This is a genomic window from Niveispirillum fermenti (genome assembly GCF_052474395.1).
On the sequence record NZ_CP156678.1, the window covers coordinates 228,116 to 250,126 of the forward strand.

Here is a 22,011-nt window from a genome sequence, read left to right on the forward strand (position 1 = left end):
CGGGCCGGTCCCGTCCTCAATCCAGTAACAGGTTCCAGTTGCGGCGCAAGGCCGTGCCGTCGGCTGTCGACACCTGACCGATCAGCGGCCGGCGGTTGTTCAGCGTCTGGCCGCCATCACGGGTCAGGGGCCGCCACAGCCAGCCCAGGCTGCCGCGTGTCGACTTCACATAGAGATTGTCGAGCGGGAAGATGAAATAGATGCCCTTGTCGAAGCGGCCCTCTCCGAACTGCTCCGCCGACACATCGGTGAAGGTGGCGAAGGCGCCGACCGTGATGCCGCTGTCGAAGGTGCGCGACAGCTCGAACGTCGCGCCCTTGTCGCCGGCCAGGTAACGGCCGACCTTGACGCGCGCATCCACGCCCATCGGTTCGTAATGATAATAGCCGGTGATGTGCCCGGTCACGACATCATAGTCGCGGAACTTGAACCACTGGTCATAATCGCGCTGCTTGGCCCAGGCGACGTCGATGCCGATGGCCCATTCCCGGCCGAACGGCTTGTACAGCACCTCGCTGCCGACCCCACCGAACATCTCTTCCAGATAGCCGCCATAGACGCGGCCATAGGTGTCGGTGGCCAGGCGCTGGGTATAGTCGGCCTGCAGGTAGGTCATCGCCGTGGTGCCCTCCTGCAGGTAATTCTTGATATCGGACCGCACATGCGGAAGCTGGCTGTCCGAGGGGATGCGCATCCGGTTGAAATTATTGGAAACGTTGATGCCCAGACCACCGGCGACATTGAGGCCGGGGGTCACGACGACGCTGCCGTTCAGGCGCACCCATGCCTGATACAGCACGAAGGCTTCCGGACGGCCCAGCGTCTGGCGCAGGGCCGGACGCAGGTTCCAGGCGAAGGAGGGGAAGCTCATCTCCTCCGGATGGCTTGCCTCCTCCATGCGCATGTCCGGCCGGTCGATCTCGGTGCGCATCCAGGCTTCCTCGATCGATCCGCCGTGGGGCGACAGGGCGCGCTCCAGGTCCGACCGGTAGAGTGTGGCCGACAGCATTTCCATGCCATTGTCGACGAAGATGACGCGGATCTGCTGGTACTCGGGCGGCAGCACGGCGGCGGCGGTGCGGGCCGCCCGGCCGATGGCCTTGGGCACCTGCCGATAGCGGCCATTGACCAGGAACAGGGTGACGCGCGGCTGCGTATAGTCGGCGGCGAACAGGAAGAAACCCTGGGTCCGCAACTGGCTGGCCAGTTCCTGGCGCACCTCCTCGTCCGGGGCCGCACCCTGCACCGCCGGCACCATCTCCGCTTCCGGGGCCGCGGCCAGCGGCATCCCCTCGCGCAGGGCGCCGGCGTCGAAGCTGGCTTCCATCCAGGGCAGATTGTATTCCACCCGGGTCACATGCACCCTGCCCTGGAAGTCGGGCGCCAGTTCCACGGCACGGCGGGCCAGGTCATAGGCGACACTGGCCCCGTCGCGCATCGGAGTGCCGGCCACGGTGATCCGGATTTCTCCGTCGATACGGGCGAAATGCTGGAGCGAAATGCCGTCCATGGCGGCCTGCCGGCCCAGGCCGGTGCGCACCGATGCCTCGTCCCCCGCCACGGGTGCCGCGGCGGCCGGGCTCATGCTGTCCGGCAGGGGGGTGGCGGTGGTCGCCTGCCCGCCTTGCGGCCCTGTCGGCATCAGGGGCGGGGGCGGCGGGTCCAGCTTGCCGGGCCCCTTGGCCTTATGGAAATTCGTAGTGGTCGCGAAGCGCAGCATGGCGCGGTTGCCCCGCTCCAGTGCCGCACCGACCTGAAGCCAGTCCCAGGGCTTGTAATCGATGCCGATATTGACCGGAATGTCCTGGGCCAGATTGTTTTCCAGCGGCTCGTGCTGGTAATCGTTGGGATCGTACTCGACCTTGAGCGTCAGCCCCTCCAGGGGTGTGCGCCAACTGACACCGCCGAACAGCGCCACATCGCGGCCGCGGAAGAAATCGGTCGACAGGGCACCGCCGCCCGGCGTGTAGCTGTCCGTCCGCCTGTCGAACTTCTTGGAGAACAGGCTCAGCGGATTGCGGAAATGCCCCTGGGTGCCCATGTTGCCCCAGCCCAGGCCCAAGGAGATGTCGAAATCGCCGAAGCTCTGGTCGGCCACGACATATTCGGACCCGAACAGGCCCGTGCCGGCGATGTCGCGCAGGCCGACGGCGATGTTGGGCCAGTTGGCATCGCCCTTCACCAGCCGCACCTTCACGTCAATGCCGCGATCCTTGTAGGACTGGGTGCCCGAGAAATCGATCGGCCCGTAAAAGCGGTTGGCAACGCTGGTGTAACGCAGCGTCGCTTCCAGCCAGGGCAGTCCCTGCACCGTGATGAAGTAACGCGAGTAGGGCCAGACATAGGTGAAGCCGGCATAGGCCTGCCCGTCCTCCGCCGCGCGGGCGATCGGGGTCTGGATAAGGCCCGTGCCACCGAAATCATTGACGATTTCCGGCGGGCGCCAGGGCAGGAAAGGGTTTTCCTGCCCGCTGGCCGCCGGCACCACCGCCATCAGGGCGATGGCGGCCGTGGCCATCGCACCGGACCGATAGATCCTCACAATATGTTCCGCCCGATCAGTTGTTGTTGATGACGGCCAGCGACGCGGCCGTCAGGGCCAGATCGCTCAGCAGCGAGACGACCGTGCGGGTCATGGTCATGAAGCTGAAGGGCTGCGGATCGCGGGGAACAACGATGGTCGCCCCCGGCGGGATGGGAACGCTGCCATCGCTGAAGCGGCCCAGGCGCAGCGGCTCGGACTCGCCATTGGGATAGATGACGAAGGCATCGGACAGTTCCGCCGCCGATGTGGCACCGCCGGCCATGCGCAGGTAATCGCGGGCCGACAGGCCGCTCCTGAACATCACCGAACTGGAGTTCAGCACCTCGCCGGAGACGGTGACATGCGAGGGCCGCTTGGGGATCAGCAGCGTGTCACCCGGTTCCAGCACGAAATCCAGCTCCGGACGGGCCGCCAGGACCGTGGGATCGACCTCGATCACGACACGCCCCACCGCCTTCGCGGCGCGCAGGCTGCCGATCAGCCCCTGGAGGAAGGGCAGCGCCTGGCGGGCTTGCTCGGCCTCCTGACCCGACGATGCGGCCAGCACGCTGGGCAGCGACTGTTCCAGTTCCAGGGCGGCACGGCGATAGCCGGCCTCCTCGGCCTGACGCACCCGTTCGCGCGTGAAGATGGCGCCGTAGGGATAGGCTTCGGCCGTCAGGCCGTCGACACGGCGCAGCAATTCCGACAGGCGCTCCCCGCGCTTGATGTCATACCGGCCGGGGCGCACGACCTCGCCCGCCACGCGGACCACGCCGACCTCGCGGCTGGACACGCGGCTGCTGATGCGGATCACATCGCCGGGGCCGACGGTGCTGGTGGCCAGTTGCTGCAGGCTGATGCCCGTGGCGCGCTGGCCATTGGCCTGCGTGACCTCCACCGCCTCGCCGTCGGCATCCAGCGTCACGCCGCCCACGGCCTTCAGCAGGCTGTCGGCGCGGGCGCCCGGAACCACGGGATAGACCCCGGGAATGCGCACCTCGCCTTCCACGGACACGGCATATTCCAGCAGGAAGGGCAGCAGGTCGGGATGGCGGTTGAAGACGGCGGGGCAGGCCCGGACATCGATCACCGAACTGTCTTCCGACCGGCGCGCGCCGGAGCGCATGGCCACGGAATAGCGCTGCTGCAGGCCCTCCGACGCCAGCGCCGCCAGCGTCTGCAGACCGCCGCATTCGATATCGGATTCGATCAGCCGGATACCCGCCGGATTCTGCGGGTCGGCATAGGTGCCGATCAGCCGGCGCGACGACCGCGCCGCCGCCAGATCGGGGTTGACCAGCAGCGGGTCCAGCGGACGGTCGCCGCGATAGGCATCGTCGCTGCCGCGCCATGGCTGCTGCTGCGCCTCGCCGCGCGTGCGGTTGGCAGCGCCATTGTTCCCGGCCGCCTGCGCGGTGCCGGGATAGGCCGCGCCGGCGGCGCCGGCCACACCGCTGACGGCCAGCTTCTCGCCCATCAACTGGTTGTCCATGGCCAGCTTCAGGCTGGGCGGCTGTTCGCCGCGCAGCACGGCCTGGACATCGGCGGATCCCAGATAGCGGATATCCGTCTGGCTGAGGAAGATCACCCTGTCGCGCTCGCGCAGCGAGACGTTCATCGAGCCGTCCAGCACCCGCAGAAGGTCCACGGGCACATAACGGCGCTGCCGCGTGGCCGGGTCCTCCGTCTCGATCACCGCCAGCGGCAGATAGGGGTTGGCCGTCAGCACATAGGGATCGGACAACAGGTCGCGCAGGGTCTTGGTCTCGGCCAGGCCACGACCGCCGGGCAGCTCCGTGGCACCTTCCACGGCAAAGGCGTCGCGCGGCAGCTCGACGCGCAGGATGTCGCCGGCCAGGATGCGGGCGCCCTGCGCCGCGTTGCGCAGCACCTGGTTGCGGCCCGACCGGTCCAGCCGCAGGATATCCAGCCGGTTGCCGCGGGCGCGCTGCGCGCCGCCGGCCAGTTCCAGCACGCCGGTCACGGTGGATTGCCCGGACTTCAATTCATAGATGCCGGGGCGGACCACATCGCCCTGTACCGCCACCGTGTCGCCGATGGCGGGCACGATGATCTGGTCGCCGTCCTGCAAGCGCAGGTCGTTGACGGTGCGCGTGCCCAGCAGCACGTCGTAAAGGTCGATGGCCACCGTCCGGCCGCCGCGCATGATGCGCAGGTTGCGCAGGCTGCCCGACTTGCGGATGCCGTCGGCCTGGGTCAGGGCGTCGATCAGGCTGGAGAAGCTGGTCAGCGTATAGCGGCCGGGCAGGTTCACCTCCCCCGTGACCAGCACGCCGATGCTGCGCACCGAACCGACGGAAACGAACACGTTGGTCTGCAGGAACGCCGCCTGGGCCTGGGCCGTCAGATCGTCGCGGAATTCACCGAACGAACGGCCCGCGGCGGTGACCGGGGCCATGTTGGGCAGCACGATGCGGCCCTCGCGGTCGATGCGCACGCTGCTGGTGCTGTTGACCTGGCCGCGCAGGGTGACGACCAGCTCGTCGCCGATTCCCAGCACGTAATCTTCAGGCACGGCACCGTTCAGCAGGCCGGTGGCCACCAGCCGCCCGTCATGGCGCCAGTCATAGCCGAACTGTTCCAGCCTGCGGCCGGCGCGCTGGGAATATTGCTGCTCCAGGGCGGACGGGCGCGCCAGCTCGGTGTCGGCCCCGTAATAGCCGGCGGGGTCGCGCGTATCGAAGCGGGACGGGGTGCCGCGCGACGGGTCGGTCAGGCGCGGATCGTCATACCGGCTGCCCGACCGGGCACGGTCCAGGGCGGACGGGACAGTGTAGTTCCCATCCATGTCACCGCGTTGTCCCTGGAGCCGCTGCAGATCGATGGTGCCGTTCGGCAACTCGATGGTCTGGGCCGATACCGGCATCGCGACACTGACAAGCAGGGCCGCACATGCTAGACCCAACCCCAGGCGCCGTCCGGTGACGGCCCCCCTGAACACACGACGCATCGAGTTCTCCATGACACTTCCCAAGTGCGACCCCAGAGACATTCTGGCAGACAATCCGGCAGACATTCCGGCCCGGTTGAGCCGCCGCCAGTGCCTGGGCCTGATCGCGGCCAGCACGCTACCGGCCAGCGCCCTGTCTGGATGTGCCCTGGTTAACACTGAATCTCCGTACTGGGCAACTGTGGCGGCGGTCGGCGGTGTGGGCGGTGGGTCGCCTGTTACCCGTGAACAGGCGGACGCCCTGCCTTATGCATCGATTCTGGCTTGGCTGGAAGATAGCAGCAAGGCCTTCATGGTGTTGGGCGAAATCGGCGGAAATGGGGCACACTATTACTATAGCCAGACCCGCCAGGTTCTGGTGACGCGCGGCCCGTTCCTGGTGCAGACCGTGGGCCTGCCCGGCGATCTGTCCCGCACCCGCTTTGTCGATGACAAGGTGCCCGATCTGCGCCGGCTGGCCGGTCAGGAATGGGTCCGGTTCATCGACATCCAGGCGGCCGGCCTGTTCGATCTTGCCGTTCGCGGCCGATGGACGGATCTGGGGGAGGAGACGGTGACGATCCTGGACCGGCCCCACAGGCTGTCTCATCTGCGTGAGCAGGTGGAGATCGCCGGGATGAAGCCGTTCGAGAACCATTACTGGATCGACCCGCAGACGGGCTTTTGCTGGAAATCGCGCCAGCACATCCACGACCGCACCGGCGCCGTCAATATCGAGGTGACGAAGCCCGCCGGCTGACCGGTGACAGGGCCTTTCCGCAGCGGGGCCGGGCCTGCAGGGTCGCAGGAAAGACCCCGTTCCACCGGCATTCCCGACAGGAATGCGCCAGATGCTGTTTCCGGCATCGACCTGCGGTGTCGATCCGCTGGCATGTCGGTCAGGACCTTCACCCAGGACCCTCATGAAAGATCGGCAGGATACCGGCGGAAGAGAGGCAGGCCTGAAAAGAGGAAGGACCCCCGGCATGACGCCGGAGGTCCCAATTCCATGTCCAAGTCCACAGCCCCTTGGTGCGAACCCTGTGCGGAACGACCGACGATCAGTTCGACGCTGTCGTCGTCGCCGTGGCCGGCGGGGTGGTCTGGGTGCCCGGACCGGGGCCGGGGCCGGGGCCCGGGGCCTCTTCATCACCGCCACCGGAAGCGGCGGCCACGATGCCGGCAACGGCAACGGCGCCAACAACGGCAACAGTGCCCAGGGAACCCAGGGCGACACCGGAAGCGCCAGCGCCGGCGGCGGAGCCGGAAGCGGTGGACGCGGCGGCCGGAGCGGCCTCAGTCGTGGTCTGTGCGTTGGCGACACCCGGAGCGGCACCCAGGGCGATGGCGAACGTCAGGGCCAGGAGTTCCTTTTTCATTGGCAAAATTCCCCAGAGGTTGGACTGCTGAGCCTTATACCATTTCTTTTTCGCGTTGCGAGAGGGTTCTTGAGAGAAGCGATGTTGAAATTTCCACAAGGCTGCCCGGAAAGCCACAATCAACGGGCGCGCAAGGGTTTTTCGTTTCCTCGGGAAACATGATATAACATATTGAAAATAAATGAAAATATATGTTCAACCCCCGGCATGGCGTGGCTGGTGCGGAAGCGGGCTGCGCAATGCTGCCCCCAGGGGTCTACCACATAATCGTCATCATTGCCGCGCCGCAACGGCACTCGGCGCCGGCCGGGCGGCTGAACATCCGTCGCCATTACTTGGCCGTGCCTGTCGCCATCACGCGCCATTTCTACGCTGAACATCCTGGCGATTCGGTTTATACCTATATCAAAGGAGATAGACCGATGCAGAAGAAGTCCAGCGACCGGACTATCCGGCTGCAATTGGCACTGCTACAGGAGGATCTGGTCCGTCTGCAGGGGCGGTGCGCCGGCTTGCCCATACCGCCGGACGTCACCACCGCACTGCGGCAGTTCAAGGCGCTGGCCCCTGCGTTCGAGGCTGTGGCCGCCTTCACCTCGGTCCTTCAGGTCAATGTCCGGTCCATGGAGGAGGAGCGCCGCCGGCAGGTGGAGGCGGAACTGGCGCAACTGACCGTGGCGCTGTGGAACCTGCACCTGGCGGCGGTGGAACCGCGGCTGCAGCGCATGGTTGCCGGCATCGCCCATATGCCCATCGGCACGCGCTTCGTGGCGGAACGCTGGGTGAAGCGGCTGGTGGCCCTGCGGCAGGAGGAGGAGGCGGTGGCGCGCCGCCTGGATGCCGGCCTGCTGGAGCGGGTGGAGCAGCTGTCGCAGCGGCTGGCCAGCGAGGCGCCGGACCTGATGGACCTTTCCCCGGGCTGATTCACAGGTGGAACAGTCCGAACTTCTCTGGCCAAGCGGCGATGGTCCTGTGTAATCTCCCCCCTCTTCCGGCGAAACCGGAACCGGCCATCTGAAGGACAGGCGGAGTTGATGAGCAGTATTCTGGAGATTCTGAAGCCCTATGGACGTCCGAGCCCCAAGGAGGAGGCAACCCTGGATGCCATCCTGGAACGGCTGGGCCGGGGGTCCTTGACGGCGGAAGACGCCATCGACGAGATCATCGAGCGCCTGAACTGGCCCCTGGAACGGGCCGCGGCCGAGGTGGATGGCTACCTGGAATAACGCCGCAGGCGGCGGTCGCACCCCCGGCGGGTTCAGGGATTGCGGGTTCAGGGATTCTGGCCTTTTCTCGCATGGGCGCCCTGGGCGCCTATGCACGACATAAGCTTCCGGATAGGGTTCATCCTCTCGTCTGGCGTATGCCGGTCGGTAAGGTTTATGGTCCCTGGGACGGGTCGGACCGGGAGCCGGCATCCCCAGGCCGGCATTCCGCAGCTCCCACCGACCGGAACGGGCGTTCATGCGTCTTCGTGTGCTGATCCCGCTGCTGATCCTGCTGCTTGCTGGCGCCATGACGGCGCTGGCCGTGCTGGGGCTATCGCGGGAATGGGCGCTGAAACATGCGGCCGACCGCGCGCTGGCTGCCGACCCGTTGCATGCGCTGCTGGTGGAAACGGTTTCGGCCATGGCCGCGGAACGGCGCGACGGCTACGACCGTCTGGCCCACCGGTCGCCGGAGGACATCCCTGATCTCCCTGCTTTGGAAGAGGTGCGCCGGCGTACCGATGGCGCCCTGGACCGTCTGACGGCCGGTCTGCCCGCATCGGAACTGTCGGAAGCCGGGATCGGCGACCTGCGGGCCGGGCTGGCGAGCCTGCGCCGCGGTCTGGCCGCCCAGCGGGAGGAGATGGACGACACCCTGACCCTGCCATGGGAAGACCGGCCCCAGGCCTGGGCCGACCGCTGGTTCGGTGCCATGAACGGCATGGTCGGCCATGCCCTGCTGCTGCACCAGATGCTGGATGACCACACGGTGGTGATGGATGATGTGCTGGCTGCACAGATCGCGTTGCGCTATGCCGCATCGGACGCGGCGGAGCAGGTGGAGCGGGCCGGCCCCCTGCTGACGGGGGCGCTGACCGCGCGGGGGGCCGTGCCGACCCTGCAGACCCTGACAGAAAGCGGCACCCGCTTCACCCTGGCCTGGGACAGCCTGCGCCAGCGCGTGGCACGAAACGATGGCGGGCAGGATGCGGACGGGCTGAACCTGGTCCGTCAGACCGTGGAAAGGGCCGACAGGCTCATCGGTACCCATCTGGAACCGCAGCGGCGGCGCGCCATCGCCCTGCTGGCGTCCGGGGCACATGATCCCACCGTGGTGGACGAATGGAATACAGCCGCCTCCCTCGCCGTGGATGCGCTGCGGCAGGTGGAATCGGCCACGCTGCGCGTCGTGACCGACCGGGCCCGCACCCTGTCCGACGATGCCGCGTCCTTGCTGGTGCGCAGCGCCGTCATCTGCCTGCTGGCCCTGGCGGGCGGCGTGGCGGCGCTTCTGCTGGTCCATGGCCGTGTGCTGCGACCACTCACAGGGGTCACCCGCCTGTTCGAGCAGATTACCCGGGGCGAGACCAATGTCTCCCTGCCCCACATCACGCGGGCTGATGAAATCGGCGACCTGACGCGGGCGGCCACCGCCTTCCGTGCTGTCCATCTGGCAGGAGAGGCCCTGGCCGAGGCGCTGCGCCGGCGCGAGCGGCTGCTGGACCTGTTCATCCGTCATGCGCCCACGGCCATCGCGATGCTGGATACCCAGATGCGCTTTGTGGCCGTCAGCCGGCGCTGGCAGAAGGATTACCGGCTGGAGGACCGGGACCTGACAGGTCTTTGCCATTACGACATGTTTCCCGCCGCGGCCGCCCACTGGCGGCCCGTGCTGGAACGCTGCCTGGCCGGGGAGGCGGCGGCGGCCGAGGACCCGTTTCCCCAACCCGATGGCAGCACCGTCTGGCTGCGCTGGGAGGTGCATCCCTGGCACGACCTGGATGGCGGCATCGGCGGCATCGTGATGTTCACCGAGGAGGTCACGGCCCGCAAGCGGGCTGAGGCCGAGACAAGGCGCCTGACCGCGGAGCTTCAGGCCATCGTCGACAGCGCCGACAATGCCATCATCGCGACCGATCCCGTCGGCATCATCCGGGCCTTCAATCGCGGGGCCGAGCGCATGCTGGGCTATCGGGCGCAGGACCTTGTCGGCAAGGAAACGCCGAAACTGTTCCATGACCAGAATGAAATCGCGGAGGCCCTCGCCAAGCTGGTGGCCAGCCTGGGCCGGCCCGTGGCCGATCCGTTCGAGGCACTGGTCCACCGCGCCAGGCAGGGCAAGCCGGACCAGCGTGAATGGACCTATATCGCGCGCGACGGGCAACGGGTGCCCGTCCTGCTGTCCGTTACGGCCATCCGCGACGGGCGGGGCGAGATCCAGGGTTTCCTCGGCGTGGCCAACGACATCGCCCATCTGAAGGAGATGGACCGGCTGAAATCGGAATTCATCTCCACCGTCAGCCATGAATTGCGCACGCCGCTGACGGCTATCCGCGCGGCCCTGGGGATGGTGAATTCCGACCTGTTCGGCCCCCTGCCGGGGGAGGCACGGCAATTGACCGATATCGCGCAGGACAGCACCGAGCGCCTGATCCGCCTGATCAACGATCTGCTGGATATCGAGAAGATCGCCTCGGGCAAGATGCGCTTCGACTGGGCGCCGCAGGCGCTGGACGATCTGCTGGACAGGGCCGTACGGGACAACAATGCCCTGGCGGAGAAGGCCGGCATCCGGCTGCTGCCCGGTCCGGGGCTGGAACCGGGCACGCGCCTCCGCACCCGTGTACGGGCCGATGCCGACCGTATGGCCCAGGCCTTCGCCAACCTGATCGGCAATGCCGTGAAATTCTCGCCCGCCGGCAGCACCGTAACCCTGTCGGCCGAAACGCTTCGGGATCATTTCGTTCGCGTAACGATTGCCGATCAGGGTATCGGCATCGATCCCTCGTTCCGCCAGCGGATATTCCAGCGTTTCGCCCAGGCCGACGGGTCCGACAGCCGCGACCGGGGCGGCACCGGGCTGGGGCTGGCCATCACGCGCGAGATTGTGGAGCGGCATGGCGGGCGCATCGGCTTCGACAGCGAGCCCGGAGCCGGCAGCCGTTTCCATATCGACCTGCCACCGGCCCCGTCGGCGGCCCTGCCGCCCGTGCTGCATCTGCCGGCCCTGCCACCGTCAGCGGCGGATCATGCCCCTTGTGTCCTGATCTGCGAGGATGACCCCGATATCGGGCGGCTGCTGGCCCTGATGCTGGGCCGGGCGGGCTATGCCACCAGCGTGGCCTCCACGGCGGCGGAAGCGCTGGACATGCTGGAACGGCACCGGTTCGATGCCATGACCCTGGACCTGATGCTGCCCGACCTGCCGGGGCTGACCCTGTTCCGGGCCGTCCGGGACCGGGCGGAAACGCGCGAACTGCCCATCATCGTGGTGACGGCCAGCGGTGATGCCGGCCGCGCCGCGGTGGAAGGGGATGCGGTGGGGATCATCGACTGGCTGACCAAGCCGATCGAGGAGCCGCGCCTTCTCTCTGCCCTGCGCCGCGCAGCCGCCATTTCCCGGCCGGGACAGCGCCCCCGCCTGCTGCATGTGGAGGATGACGAGGATGTGCGCGCCGTGGTCCGCCATCTCCTGTCCGGGCAGACGGAAATGGTGGCCGCGCCCACCCTGGGCGAGGCGCTGCGCCTGGCCGCCGCCGGCCCGTTCGATGTGGGTATCGTCGATATCGACATGCCCGATGGCTGCGGCCTGGACGTGATCCCCCATCTGCGCGATGCGGAGGGGGGGCCGGTCCCCATCGTCGTCTTCACGGCGGCCGATGCCGGACCCGTCCGTCTCCGCCAGGTGGCGGCCACCTTGGTGAAATCGCGCGCCCGCAACGAAGAACTGGTTCAAACCATCCGCAGCCTGATACATAGGATGACGCCTGCGGAAGGTGTCGTCATACCTTCGGCCTCAGTGGAGATTGGACCATGATCCCAGCGCTGGACCGTATCCTCTATGTTGAGGATGAGGAAATGTTGCGCGTCGTCACCAATCTGGCCCTGACCCGCATCGGCAACTTCACGGTGGAGCTTTGCGACAGCGGCACCAAGGCCGTTGACACCGCCAAGCGCTTCCGCCCCGACCTGATCATGCTGGATGTGATGATGCCGGGGATGGATGGTCCGTCCACCCTGCGCGCGCTGCAGGCCGATCCGGAAACCACGGAAATCCCCGTCATCTTCATCACCGCCAAGGTCCAGCCGCGGGAGATCGAGGCCTTCCGGGCGCTGGGCGTCATCGATGTCATCGCCAAGCCGTTCGAGCCGATGAACCTGGCCAATCAGGTGCGCAGCCTGTGGAACCGTCACCATGGCGGGGCGTGACCCCGCCGCCGGGATCAGATCACGAAATCCAGCGGATGGCTCATCGACCGGCGGCGGCGGGAGGCTTCCGCCAGGGTGCAGCGGTCCAGCACGGTGGCCATGGCATCGCGGGCCTTCAGCATGGCCCAGCGAATGACGCAGGTCGCCGCATCCTCGCAATCCTCGCACGGCTCGAACCGCAGCCGGCTGGCGCAGCGGATGGGGGCCAGCGTACCGTCGATCACACGGATGATGTCGCCTACGGAAAGCTTTTCCGGCGCGCGGGCCAGACGGTAGCCGCCATGGCGGCCGCGCTGGCTCTGCAGCAGCCCGGCCTTGCGCATGTCCAGCAGGATCGCCTCCAGGAACTTGGCGGGAATATTCTCCGCCGCCGCAATCTCCGCAATCTGGACAGTCGTACCGTCTTCGAAATGGTCTGCCAGATGGATACAGGCGCGTAGGGCGTATTTGGCCCGTTGTGTCAGCATCGCAATTTGCTTCCCGGCCCGGAACGATCACCCTTTCATGGGCGCTCCGGCGCCGGATGGCAAGTCCTTGATTGGACGGCCCGGCCGGTTTCATACCAGGGGGCATGGAGAATGCCCCTTGATATCCGCGCCGACGGACGCGGCGGCGGCTTGTGCCGCCAAAGCCGCGGCGGCTTGTTCCGCCAAAGCCTTTGATCTCGATTACGTCGAGATCAAAGGCACAGGGTATCAGCTCCCGGCCGGCAGCGGGGCCGACAATTCCTCGATCCGTGCGGTCAGCGCGGACAGGGCCCGTTCGGCCACCGGCGCCAGCCCGTCCAGCAGAAGCGTGACGGCGGCACGGTCCTCCCCGTTATCGATGGCCTGTTCCAGCGTGCGCGCCGTGGCCGACAGCTCCATCAGGCCGAAATTGCCGGCCAGGGACACCGTGGCATGGCTGTGGGTGCGCACCACATCCAGCGGAGTGGCCGGGTCAAGCGCCACCGTCAACCGGGTGCGCAGGGTGGAAATCAGTTCCTGCATCATGGGCAGCAGCGCGCCCCGGCCCATCAGGGTTTCCAACTGGGCCTGAAGATCGGCGGACAGCACGGCGAGGCGGGGCGGGCCGCCCGGTTTCACATCCGCACCGTCGCCGCCGTCCCCTGGCTCGCCTGTCACGGAATGGATGCGCTGCGACCAGCGCGACAGCGTGACCAGCAGGTGCTCGGCTTCGATCGGCTTGGCGATATGGTCGTTCATGCCGGCCTTGCGGCAGCGCTCCACCTCCGACGCCAGGGCATTGGCGGTCAGCGCCACGATGGGGATGCGCCCGACAGCCGATGGCAGGGCGCGGATGGCGCGCGTGGCCTCCAGCCCGTCCATGCCCGGCATCTGCACATCCATCAGGATCAGGTCGAAGGACTGGCGCTGCACGGCGTCCAGGGCCGCCTGCCCGTCGACCGCAATATCCACGCGGTGGCCGGCCCGTTCCAGGATGGCCCGGACCAGGATCTGGTTGACGGGCAGATCCTCGGCCACCAGCACATGCAGGGGCCGGCCGGGCGCCGTCGCCTCCCCTGCCCCTGGTGTCGGCAGCATTGGGGCATGGGCCGGCGGCTCCGTTGGCCGCAGGGGGATCTCCACCCAGAACAGGCTGCCGCGCCCCACTTCGCTGGAAAAGCCGATCTGCCCGCCCATCAGCCCGATCAGACGGCGGCAGATGGCCAGCCCCAGGCCCGTGCCGCCATAACGGCGCGCCGTGGAGGCATCGGCCTGATGGAACGGCTCGAACAGGTGGGCCTGGCGGTCCTGGGGGATGCCGATGCCGGTGTCGGCCACGGTGAAGCGCAACCGGTCGCCGCCGATCGGATCATGCAGCACGCCGGCCGTCAGCGAGACCGAGCCGGCCTGCGTGAATTTCGTGGCATTGTTCAGCAGGTTCAGCAGCACCTGGCGCACCCGCGTGGGGTCCAGCAGCAGCCAGGGCGGCAGGTCCGGTGCCAGGTCCACCTGCAGGTTCAGGCCCTTTTCCTGCGCCATGGGGCGGACCAGCTCGGCACAGGTCAGCAGCACGCCCACCGTATCGGTGGCCACCTCCTCCAGCGCCAGATGCCCGGCATCGATCTTGGAGAAGTCCAGCACATCATTGATGACGGTCAGCAGCGTGCGCCCCGCCTCGGCCTGCAGGCGGATGTAACGGCGGCGTTCGGCCTCCGGCAGGTCGGCCGTCAGCAACAGGTCGGCAAAGCCGATCACGGCGTTCAGCGGGGTGCGCAATTCATGGCTGACGGTAGCCAGAAAGTCGGTCTTGGCGCGGGCAGCAGCCTCCGCCTCGCGCCGCGCGGCCAGCAGCGCCTCTTCTTGATGGGTGCGGTCGGTGACATCGATCAGCGCGCCGAACAGGGCCATGGGCCGGTCACCGGACCCGAATTCCACCACGCCGCGCGTGACGACATGGCGGATCTCCCCGTCCGGCCGCACCACCCGCAGCGCTATCTCATAGGAACTGCCCGTCTGCATGGCGCTTGCCACCAGTTCGCGCACCCGCCCCCGGTCATCGGGATGATACGCGGTCAGCGCCTTTTCCAGGGTCGGCTGGAACAGGTCCTTCGACAGGCCATGGATGCGATAGACCTCGTCCGACCAGGTGAGACGGCGGCTGGCGATCTCCAGCCGCCAATGGCCAACCATCGCCACCTGTTCGGCCAGGCGCAGCAGGCGGTTGGCCTCTGCTATATCGCGATCCTGCCGCAGGCGCTGCTGTGCCTCACGGCACAGCATCCAGAACAGGCCGGTCAGGCCCAGGCTGGCCAGCCCGGCTGCGCCCACGGCCCGCCAGACCAGCGACCACCAGGGGCGCAGCACCTCGTCCACGCCGCGCCCCACCGTGGCCACCAGCGGGTAGGACCGGATACGGCGCATGGCCGTGACCCGCTCGATCCCGTCGAGGTCGCTGACCTGTTCCAGTACGGCGGCGGGTGCCTGTTCCGTCAGGCGCGCAACGGGCATGCTGTTCAGCGTCCGGCCCAGGCCCGCCGGGCCATCAGGGCTGGCGGACGGGGTGGAACGGGCCCGCAATATCCCGTCGGTGCCCAGGATGGACACGGCCCCCTCTGCCCCCAGATCCAGCCGCCGGTAATAGCCGGACAGATAGAAGGGATCGGCGGCCAGCGTGATGACCCCGGCGAACCGGCCCTGGCCATCATTGACCCGGATGCTGATCGGCAGCGACCATTTGCCGGAAAGCCGCCCCACGATCGGGGCGCCGATGAAGATGCGGCCCGTATCCTGGTGGGCATGCACAATGATGTGCGGCCGGTCCAGATAGTTGGTGATGCGTGCGTCCGGCCCCATGCCCAGGCTGGACATCAGCAGATAACCGTCGGCCCCCACGATGGACATCTGCACCGAAAAGCCGGCCGGCAGCGCATGCTCGCGCAGGAAGACGGGGATATCGAACCCGCCGGGATCGCCCTCATATTCCGCCTTCGCGGTATGCAACAGGTTATCGACGCTCGACAGCACCCAATAGGACTGCTCCTCGAACGCCAGGGCCAGATTGGCGACATCGCGCTCCGCCTGTTCCATGACGCGGTCGCGCTCCAGCAGCAGCAGGAACCCCACCCCGCTCCATAACAGGGCGAGGGATATCAGGAAAACGAGCGGCAACCTTCTGGACGCGAAGGGCATCGAGACCCCGGCAGGGTTCGTCACATCAGGACACCATTCTTGATTAACAAATGTACCGCACCGCGGGGGGGTGCAGAAGGTTAGGTCGGGGGGCGCTGCGGAAACCCAGACATGTCCCCTTATCCGACGTCGGATGGCCTCGCTTTCAGGGGCGGGACATGGCCCGAAGCGGCTTTCCTTTGGCCAGAGAGCCGCCCCGGCGCTGGGTGGAACTGAAAGCTGGAGGCCCCCCTGTTTCCGGTCAGCGGAATACGGGCTCTAACCGGGCGGGGGGTAGCGGATGGACAGGATTTCCAGTTCCTCCGGCCCCGTCGGCGTGCGGACCGTCACCAGATCACCTTCCCGCCCCTTCAGCAGCGCGCGGGCAATGGGGGAAACCCAGCTCACGCGGCCCGGGGCCATGTCGGTTTCGTCCACGCCCACGATGGTGACGGTGTTTTCCGCCCCATCTTCCCTGGCATAGGTTACGGTGGCGCCGAAGAACACCTGATCGCGATGTTTCTGCTGGGCCGGATCAACGATATTGGCGATTTCCAGCCGCTTGGACAGGAAACGCAGGCGCCTGTCGATCTCGCGCAGCCGCTTCTTGCCATAGATATAGTCGCCATTTTCCGACCGGTCGCCATTGCCGGCCGCCCAATGCACGATCTCCACCACCTTTGGCCGCTCCACACGCAGCAATTGCTGCTGTTCCTGCTGCATCCGGTGGAAACCCTGTGGCGTGATGTGGTTCTTGGTGCCGGGCGGCAGGGGGCGCGGATCGTCGGGGCCGTCATCATCGTCCGCCGTTTCGCGCGCATTCTCGTTGACCCAGGCCTTGCTCATGCCGCCGCACCCTCATCCGGGGAAACCGGACGTTTGTTTAGCGCGGATGCCGGGTGCAGGAAATAGGTCAGGCGGGGAAATCACAACAGGATTGCTGTGTAGTGGCGATATTTCACGACCCCGGCCGGTTCAAGATAGCAAGCGCGATAATATCTCGCACGATATAATCGACGCCGAACTTTTTATCGGGAAAGCCGCCGGCCTATTCCTCCTCCCGCCCGAACAGGGGTGTGGGCGCCAGATCGCGGACGGGGCGCAGTACGATATTGCTGGTCACGCGGCTGACGCCCAGTTCGGTATCGTCGATCCAGCCCTGGGTCAGTTCCTGATAGGCGTCCACATCGGGACAGATCAGCTTGGCGATATAGTCGAACTCGCCGCTGACCTCGAAACACTCCACCACTTCGGGCGTATTGGCCAGACGGCGCTCGAACAATTGCCGGCCATGCCGGCCATGATGCTCCATGGCGATCTGGGTCAGCACGGTGATACAGCTTTGCAGCCGACGGACATCCAGCACGGCCTGATAGCGCAGGATCAGCCCTTCCCGTTCCAGCCGCCGGACCCGTTCCAGGCAGGGCCGCGGCGACAGGCCGATCCGCTCCGACAAGGCCTGATTGGTGACGCGCCCGTCGAGCTGCAGCTCGGCCAGGATGCGCAGGTCGATCTGATCAAGGCGGCGGCGCATGGCGGGTCGGGTTCCGATGGCAAGGATAAGGATAGGGGGTCGGGGCAATCTATCCCCGGCGAAGATCGGGGTCCAGAATGACACTGCCCTGGCACGGCCCCGGTCCCTCAGGTATGCGGCCGCTATGCCACCAGCGCCCGCTGCCCGGTCCGGCCCGCCATGAAACCGGCCAGCACCTGTTCCACGGTCAGGGCGGTCATGCCGTCCCGGTCATGGCGGGGCGCGAATTCGACGATATCCAGCGACCGGACCAGCCCGGACGCTCCCAGCAGCCGCATGGCCCCCACGGTCTCGGCCGGCGTCAGTCCCCCGGACACCGGCGTACCGACGCCGGGGGCGGCGGCCGGGTCCAGCGCATCGATATCGAAGCTGACATGTACATGCCCGCCACCGGCTGCCTGGATGCGGGCGATCGTATGCGCGACCAGCGCCTCCAGCCCCTTTTCGCGGACGGCATCCATCTCATGGAATTCCACGCCGATGCGCAACAGGTTGGCCCGCTCCCCGGCGTCGATGTCGCGCACACCGAACTGGATCAACCGGTCCGGCCGGATCAGCGGCGTAAAGGCCCCGACCGACAGCAGATCGGGATGGCCGATGCCGCAGGCCAGGGCGGCGGGATAGCCATGCGTGTTGCCCGACGGCGTGGTTTCCGGCGTGTTGAAATCCGGATGCGCGTCGAACCACAGCACGAAGAAGTTCCGCCCCTCCTGTCTGGCATGGGCGGCGGCGGCGGCAATGGAGCCCAGCGCCATGGCATGGTCGCCGCCCAGCATAAGGGGGAACCCGCCATCGGCCAGAACGCCGGCCACCCCGTCCCGCACGGCGGCGCACCAGGCAGCCGTTTCGCGCACGCTGCGGCTGCCCGTGGCATCGGGCCGGCCATCATAGGCGGGGCCGCGCACATCGCCACGGTCCACCATGCCCATACGGCGCGGCAGGCCCATGGCACGCAGGGCGCCCGGCCCTTCCGCGGCCCCGCAATCGACATTGCCGACATCGGTGGGTGCCCCCACCAGCCCGTACCATCCGCTCATGCGCCCTCCCCTTCCCTGTCTTTATCCTGGAATTCCGGCGGCCGGATCAGCGCGCCATGCCGTCCAGCGTTTCGGCAAAACGGTCGATGGCCCAGTCCAGTTCCGGCCGGCTGATGACCAGCGGCGGCGCGAAACGGATCACCGTCTCGTGGGTTTCCTTGGACAGCACGCCCTTGTCCATCAGCCGTTCGCACACGGCCCGCGCCGTGGCGAAGGCGGGATCGATATCGACCCCGACCCACAGGCCCCGGCCCCGCACGGCGCGGATGGCGGGGCTGTTCAGGGCCGACAGGCGCGCCATCATATGGGCGCCCAGTTCGGCCGACCGTTCCACCAGCCCCTCATCGGCGATCACCTCCAGCGCGGCCAGCCCCACGGCGGCGGCCAGCGGGTTGCCGCCGAAGGTCGATCCATGGTTGCCCGGCACGAACATGTCGATCAGGTCGCGCCGCGCGACAAAGGCGGAAACCGGCATCACGCCGCCGCCCAGCGCCTTGCCCAGGCACAGGCCATCGGGGCGGATCTCCTCATGCTGGTGCGCGAACCAGCGGCCCGTCCGGCCCAGACCCGACTGGATTTCATCCAGGATCAGCAGCACATTATGCCGGTCGCACATCTCGCGCAGCCGCTTCAGATAGCCGGCGGGCGGCACCACGATCCCCGCCTCGCCCTGGATCGGTTCGACCAGGATGGCCGCGGTATGGGGCGTGATGGCGGCTTCCATGGCGGTCGCATCGCCGAACGGCACCAGCCGGAAGCCCGGCGCGAAGGGGCCGAACCCGTCGCGATAGGCCGCCTCGGCGGAAAAGCCCACGATCGTCGTGGTCCGGCCATGGAAATTTCCCTCTGCCACCAGGATCTCGGCCCGGTCGGCAGGAATGTTCTTCACGCGATAGCCCCAGCGGCGGGCAGCCTTGATGGCCGTTTCCACGGCCTCGGCCCCCGTATTCATGGGGCAGGCACCGTCCAGCCCGGCCAGTTGGCACAGGCGCGCCAGGAAGGGGCCCAGCCGGTCGGTATGGAAGGCGCGGGACACGACGGCCACGCGGCCCGCCTGTTCCACCAGTGCCTTCAGGACGCGCGGATGGCCGTGGCCGGTATTGACGGCGGAATAGGCGCTCATCATGTCCAGATAGCGCCGCCCCTCAGCGTCCCACATCCACACCCCTTCGGCGCGGGAGATGACAACCGGTAACGGCTTGTAATTATGGGCGCACCAGCGCTCCTCCACCTTGATGGCATCGGTGTTCAGGCTGGTTCGCATGTCCATGATCATCCCTTTCCGTCTGGTTTTCGGCTTGATGCTCGTGTTGGTTCCAGCATGACAGGCGGCAACAGCCGAAACGGCTGAAGATAAGGCACGCCACGACAGGAACGGGCGGGCCTCCCCCATCCGCCCAGCCGAACCCGTCCCGGCCGTGATCCTTGCGGCACGGACCTGCTGTGTGACGTCACACAGGGGCGCCGCGACCCCGTGCAATCCGGCACAGGAAGGGCGTCGGTACCCCGTGATTTCCGGCACATGAACCCATTCGAAAGGCCGTGCGATATGGCACAGAGAGCGCCAGCCGCAACAATCATTGACGGCAGGGGCGATTTGAGCCAATTCTCAAACCCTCAAACTCCCCTTCCCCAACGGGCCGGTGCCATGACACCCGATGAACTGCGCCAATTCCGCGAACGCCGGGGCGAAAGCCAGGCCGCCTTCGCCGCCTGGGTCAATACCAAGCTGGGCCGCAAATATGACAATGCCACCATCAGCCGTTGGGAATCGGGGGCGGAGCGGTTGCCCGTGCGCGTGGCGGAATTTCTGGCCGCGGCCAGCCAGCGCACGGCCTGCATCATCGCCGTGGCCAACCAGAAGGGCGGCGTCGGCAAGACAACCACCGCGCTGAACCTCGGCTATGCCCTGGGGGAGTTGGGCAAGAAGGTGCTGGTCATCGATGCCGACCAGCAGGCGACGGCCACCGAAGGCGCCGGGCTGGACCCGCTGGAGGTTCAGGACCGCCGTGGCGGGCTGGAAGATGTGCTGTTCGGCGAAACCGCCATCCATGACGCCATCGTCCACCGCGATGCGTTCGATGTCCTGCCCTGCACCATCGCCCTGGCCGAAGCGCAGATCAAGATCCTGCTGGACCCCGATGATGGCCGCTATGTCCTGCGGGAAAAGCTGACCGAGATTCTGCGCGACTATGATTTCATTGTCATCGACTGCCCGCCGGAACTGGCGCTGATCACCGTGACGGCCTTGATCGCGGCGGATTTCCTGCTGATCCCGACCAAGGCCAGCCGTTACGACGTGCGCGGCATCCCCCTGATCTTCGATACCGTGTCGAAGATCCAGCGGCGGCAGAATCCCAGCCTGAAGGTGCTGGGCATCCTGCCCACCATGTTCAACCGCAATTTCGCCGTCGAACAGCAGGTGCTGGGCGACCTGCAGGAAAGCCTGGGGGACAAGGCCCGCATCTTCCCCCCCGTCCCGCGCTCCACGGAGATCGACCAGGCCACCTATGCCGGCGCCGTGCCGCTGAAGATGCTGTCGAAGAACCACCCGATCGGGTCCGTTTATCGCACCCTGGCGCAGGAGATCGTCAATGGTTAAGAATTGGCGCAAGGCCGGCGGACAGCAGCCGGTGGCCCGCAGCATCGGGGAGACGCTGGAACGGCCGGGCGCCGACCTGATCTTCGGCGCGGCCGACGGGCTACGCGATACCGTGCTGCTGCGGCTGACGGATGTGGAACCCAATCCCTACCAGCCGCGCCGTCATTTCGATGAGGAGGAGCTGCAGGCCCTCAGCTTCTCCCTGCGGGAGGTCGGGCAGCTTTCCCCGATCCTGGTCACCGCCCACCCGACGGAGCCCAAGCGCTTCCAGCTGGTGGCGGGGGAGCGGCGGTGGCGGGCGGCGGGGATGGCCGGTCTGACCAAGATCATGGCCCATATCCTGCCGACCGACGTCAATACCGATCAGATCGCCCTGATCGAGAACCTGCAGCGCGTCGACCTGTCTCCGGTGGAAGAGGCGGAGGGCATCCGCCGCCTGATCGAAACCCATGATTACAATCAGGAAGCCGTCGGCGACCTGCTGGGCCGCTCCCGGACGGAGGTGAACACCACCCTGACCCTGCTGAAGCTGCATCCCACCGTGCGTCACGAATGTGTGACGTCACACAGCGAGGTGCCGAAGGCCGTCCTGCTGGAACTGGCCCGCATGGAGGAGCCCGACCAGTTGAGCCTTTGGCTCAAGGTCAAGAAGGACGGGCTGACCGCGCGAGAGGCTCGGGAGGCCAGGGCCCGCCTGCAGCGCCCGGCCGGGGCTGTCTCTCCTGCCCCCGTGAGACTTGTTACAGCAAAGAAGTTCCTGGCCAGCCTGCCCAAGCTGGAAGAGAGCCTGTCGGCCGGCCTGGATGCCGTCGCCGCCAAGGGCTCTGCCAAGCTGAAGCCGGAGGAACGGGCCCGTCTGCTGGCCCTGAAGGCCAAGCTGGCGGCCTATGAACAGGCTCTGGGCGACCTGCTGGGCTGACCTTTGGTGCCTCTGTCTCCGGTGGCCGGAAA

At 67.1% G+C, this 22,011-nt stretch carries 17 protein-coding genes; 7 read left to right on the top strand and 10 right to left on the bottom strand.

The window, feature by feature from the left end; genetic code table 11:
* Positions 1–16: 16 nt before the first annotated feature.
* A complete protein-coding gene (locus ABC728_RS00950) occupies positions 17–2,542 on the bottom strand; it encodes a YjbH domain-containing protein (RefSeq protein WP_416618776.1) in 2,526 nt (841 codons plus the stop codon).
* Positions 2,543–2,558: 16 nt separating this feature from the next.
* Entirely contained in the window at positions 2,559–5,498 is a 2,940-nt protein-coding gene (locus tag ABC728_RS00955) for an SLBB domain-containing protein (protein WP_416618775.1), read from the bottom strand.
* A 10-nt stretch (positions 5,499–5,508) separates the two neighbouring features.
* On the opposite strand from ABC728_RS00955, the gene ABC728_RS00960 reads away from it, so the two are divergent.
* Positions 5,509–6,237: a YjbF family lipoprotein gene (locus ABC728_RS00960; RefSeq protein WP_416618773.1), complete on the top strand. Its 729-nt coding sequence runs from the start codon at positions 5,509–5,511 to the stop codon at positions 6,235–6,237.
* A gap of 301 nt (positions 6,238–6,538) precedes the next feature.
* Here the strand turns inward: ABC728_RS00960 and ABC728_RS00965 are convergent, their stop codons facing one another.
* Both ABC728_RS00965 and ABC728_RS00970 read right to left on the bottom strand, forming a co-directional pair.
* On the bottom strand, positions 6,539–6,856 hold the full coding sequence (locus tag ABC728_RS00965; RefSeq protein ID WP_416618771.1) for a hypothetical protein: 318 nt from the start codon (positions 6,854–6,856) through the stop codon (positions 6,539–6,541).
* 119 nt (positions 6,857–6,975) lie between these two features.
* Positions 6,976–7,236, bottom strand: coding sequence for a hypothetical protein (locus ABC728_RS00970; protein ID WP_416618770.1), 261 nt, complete (start codon positions 7,234–7,236; stop codon positions 6,976–6,978).
* Positions 7,237–7,278: 42 nt separating this feature from the next.
* On the opposite strand from ABC728_RS00970, the gene ABC728_RS00975 reads away from it, so the two are divergent.
* The 4 genes from ABC728_RS00975 (at position 7,279) to ABC728_RS00990 (ending at position 12,273) form a co-directional block, all read left to right on the top strand.
* Positions 7,279–7,779 (top strand): hypothetical protein, encoded by a 501-nt coding sequence (locus ABC728_RS00975; RefSeq protein ID WP_416618769.1) that lies wholly within the window; start codon positions 7,279–7,281, stop codon positions 7,777–7,779.
* A 111-nt stretch (positions 7,780–7,890) separates the two neighbouring features.
* Entirely contained in the window at positions 7,891–8,082 is a 192-nt protein-coding gene (locus ABC728_RS00980; RefSeq protein ID WP_416618768.1) for a hypothetical protein, read from the top strand.
* A gap of 238 nt (positions 8,083–8,320) precedes the next feature.
* Positions 8,321–11,881: a response regulator gene (locus tag ABC728_RS00985; RefSeq protein WP_416618767.1), complete on the top strand. Its 3,561-nt coding sequence runs from the start codon at positions 8,321–8,323 to the stop codon at positions 11,879–11,881.
* Complete coding sequence (locus ABC728_RS00990) at positions 11,881–12,273, top strand: response regulator (protein ID WP_445376315.1); 393 nt, start codon at positions 11,881–11,883, stop codon at positions 12,271–12,273. The genes ABC728_RS00985 and ABC728_RS00990 overlap by 1 nt, the downstream gene beginning before the upstream one ends.
* Before the next feature lie 14 nt (positions 12,274–12,287).
* Here ABC728_RS00990 and ABC728_RS00995 read toward each other — a convergent pair whose 3' ends face one another.
* The 6 genes from ABC728_RS00995 to rocD form a co-directional block, all read right to left on the bottom strand.
* Entirely contained in the window at positions 12,288–12,740 is a 453-nt protein-coding gene (locus ABC728_RS00995) for an RrF2 family transcriptional regulator (protein WP_416618765.1), read from the bottom strand.
* A 228-nt stretch (positions 12,741–12,968) separates the two neighbouring features.
* Positions 12,969–15,887 carry an ATP-binding protein gene (locus ABC728_RS01000; RefSeq protein ID WP_445376299.1) on the bottom strand — a complete coding sequence of 973 codons (2,919 nt, stop codon included), beginning with the start codon at positions 15,885–15,887 and terminating at the stop codon, positions 12,969–12,971.
* Positions 15,888–16,166: 279 nt separating this feature from the next.
* Positions 16,167–16,733 (bottom strand): transcription elongation factor GreB, encoded by a 567-nt coding sequence (gene greB, locus ABC728_RS01005; RefSeq protein ID WP_416618763.1) that lies wholly within the window; start codon positions 16,731–16,733, stop codon positions 16,167–16,169.
* Between the two features lie 202 nt (positions 16,734–16,935).
* Positions 16,936–17,421, bottom strand: coding sequence for an Lrp/AsnC family transcriptional regulator (locus ABC728_RS01010; RefSeq protein ID WP_416618761.1), 486 nt, complete (start codon positions 17,419–17,421; stop codon positions 16,936–16,938).
* 122 nt (positions 17,422–17,543) lie between these two features.
* On the bottom strand, positions 17,544–18,458 hold the full coding sequence (locus ABC728_RS01015) for an arginase (RefSeq protein WP_416618759.1): 915 nt from the start codon (positions 18,456–18,458) through the stop codon (positions 17,544–17,546).
* 46 nt (positions 18,459–18,504) lie between these two features.
* Positions 18,505–19,728, bottom strand: coding sequence for an ornithine--oxo-acid transaminase (rocD, locus tag ABC728_RS01020; protein WP_416618758.1), 1,224 nt, complete (start codon positions 19,726–19,728; stop codon positions 18,505–18,507).
* A 378-nt stretch (positions 19,729–20,106) separates the two neighbouring features.
* Between rocD and ABC728_RS01025 the strand changes: the two genes are divergently transcribed.
* Both ABC728_RS01025 and ABC728_RS01030 read left to right on the top strand, forming a co-directional pair.
* The gene (locus ABC728_RS01025; protein WP_416618756.1) at positions 20,107–21,060 is read left to right on the top strand and encodes an AAA family ATPase; all 954 of its coding nucleotides are present in this window, start codon (positions 20,107–20,109) and stop codon (positions 21,058–21,060) included.
* Positions 21,053–21,979, top strand: a complete 927-nt coding sequence (locus ABC728_RS01030; RefSeq protein WP_416618754.1) for a ParB/RepB/Spo0J family partition protein — start codon at positions 21,053–21,055, stop codon at positions 21,977–21,979. The genes ABC728_RS01025 and ABC728_RS01030 overlap by 8 nt, the downstream gene beginning before the upstream one ends.
* Positions 21,980–22,011: the final 32 nt, after the last annotated feature.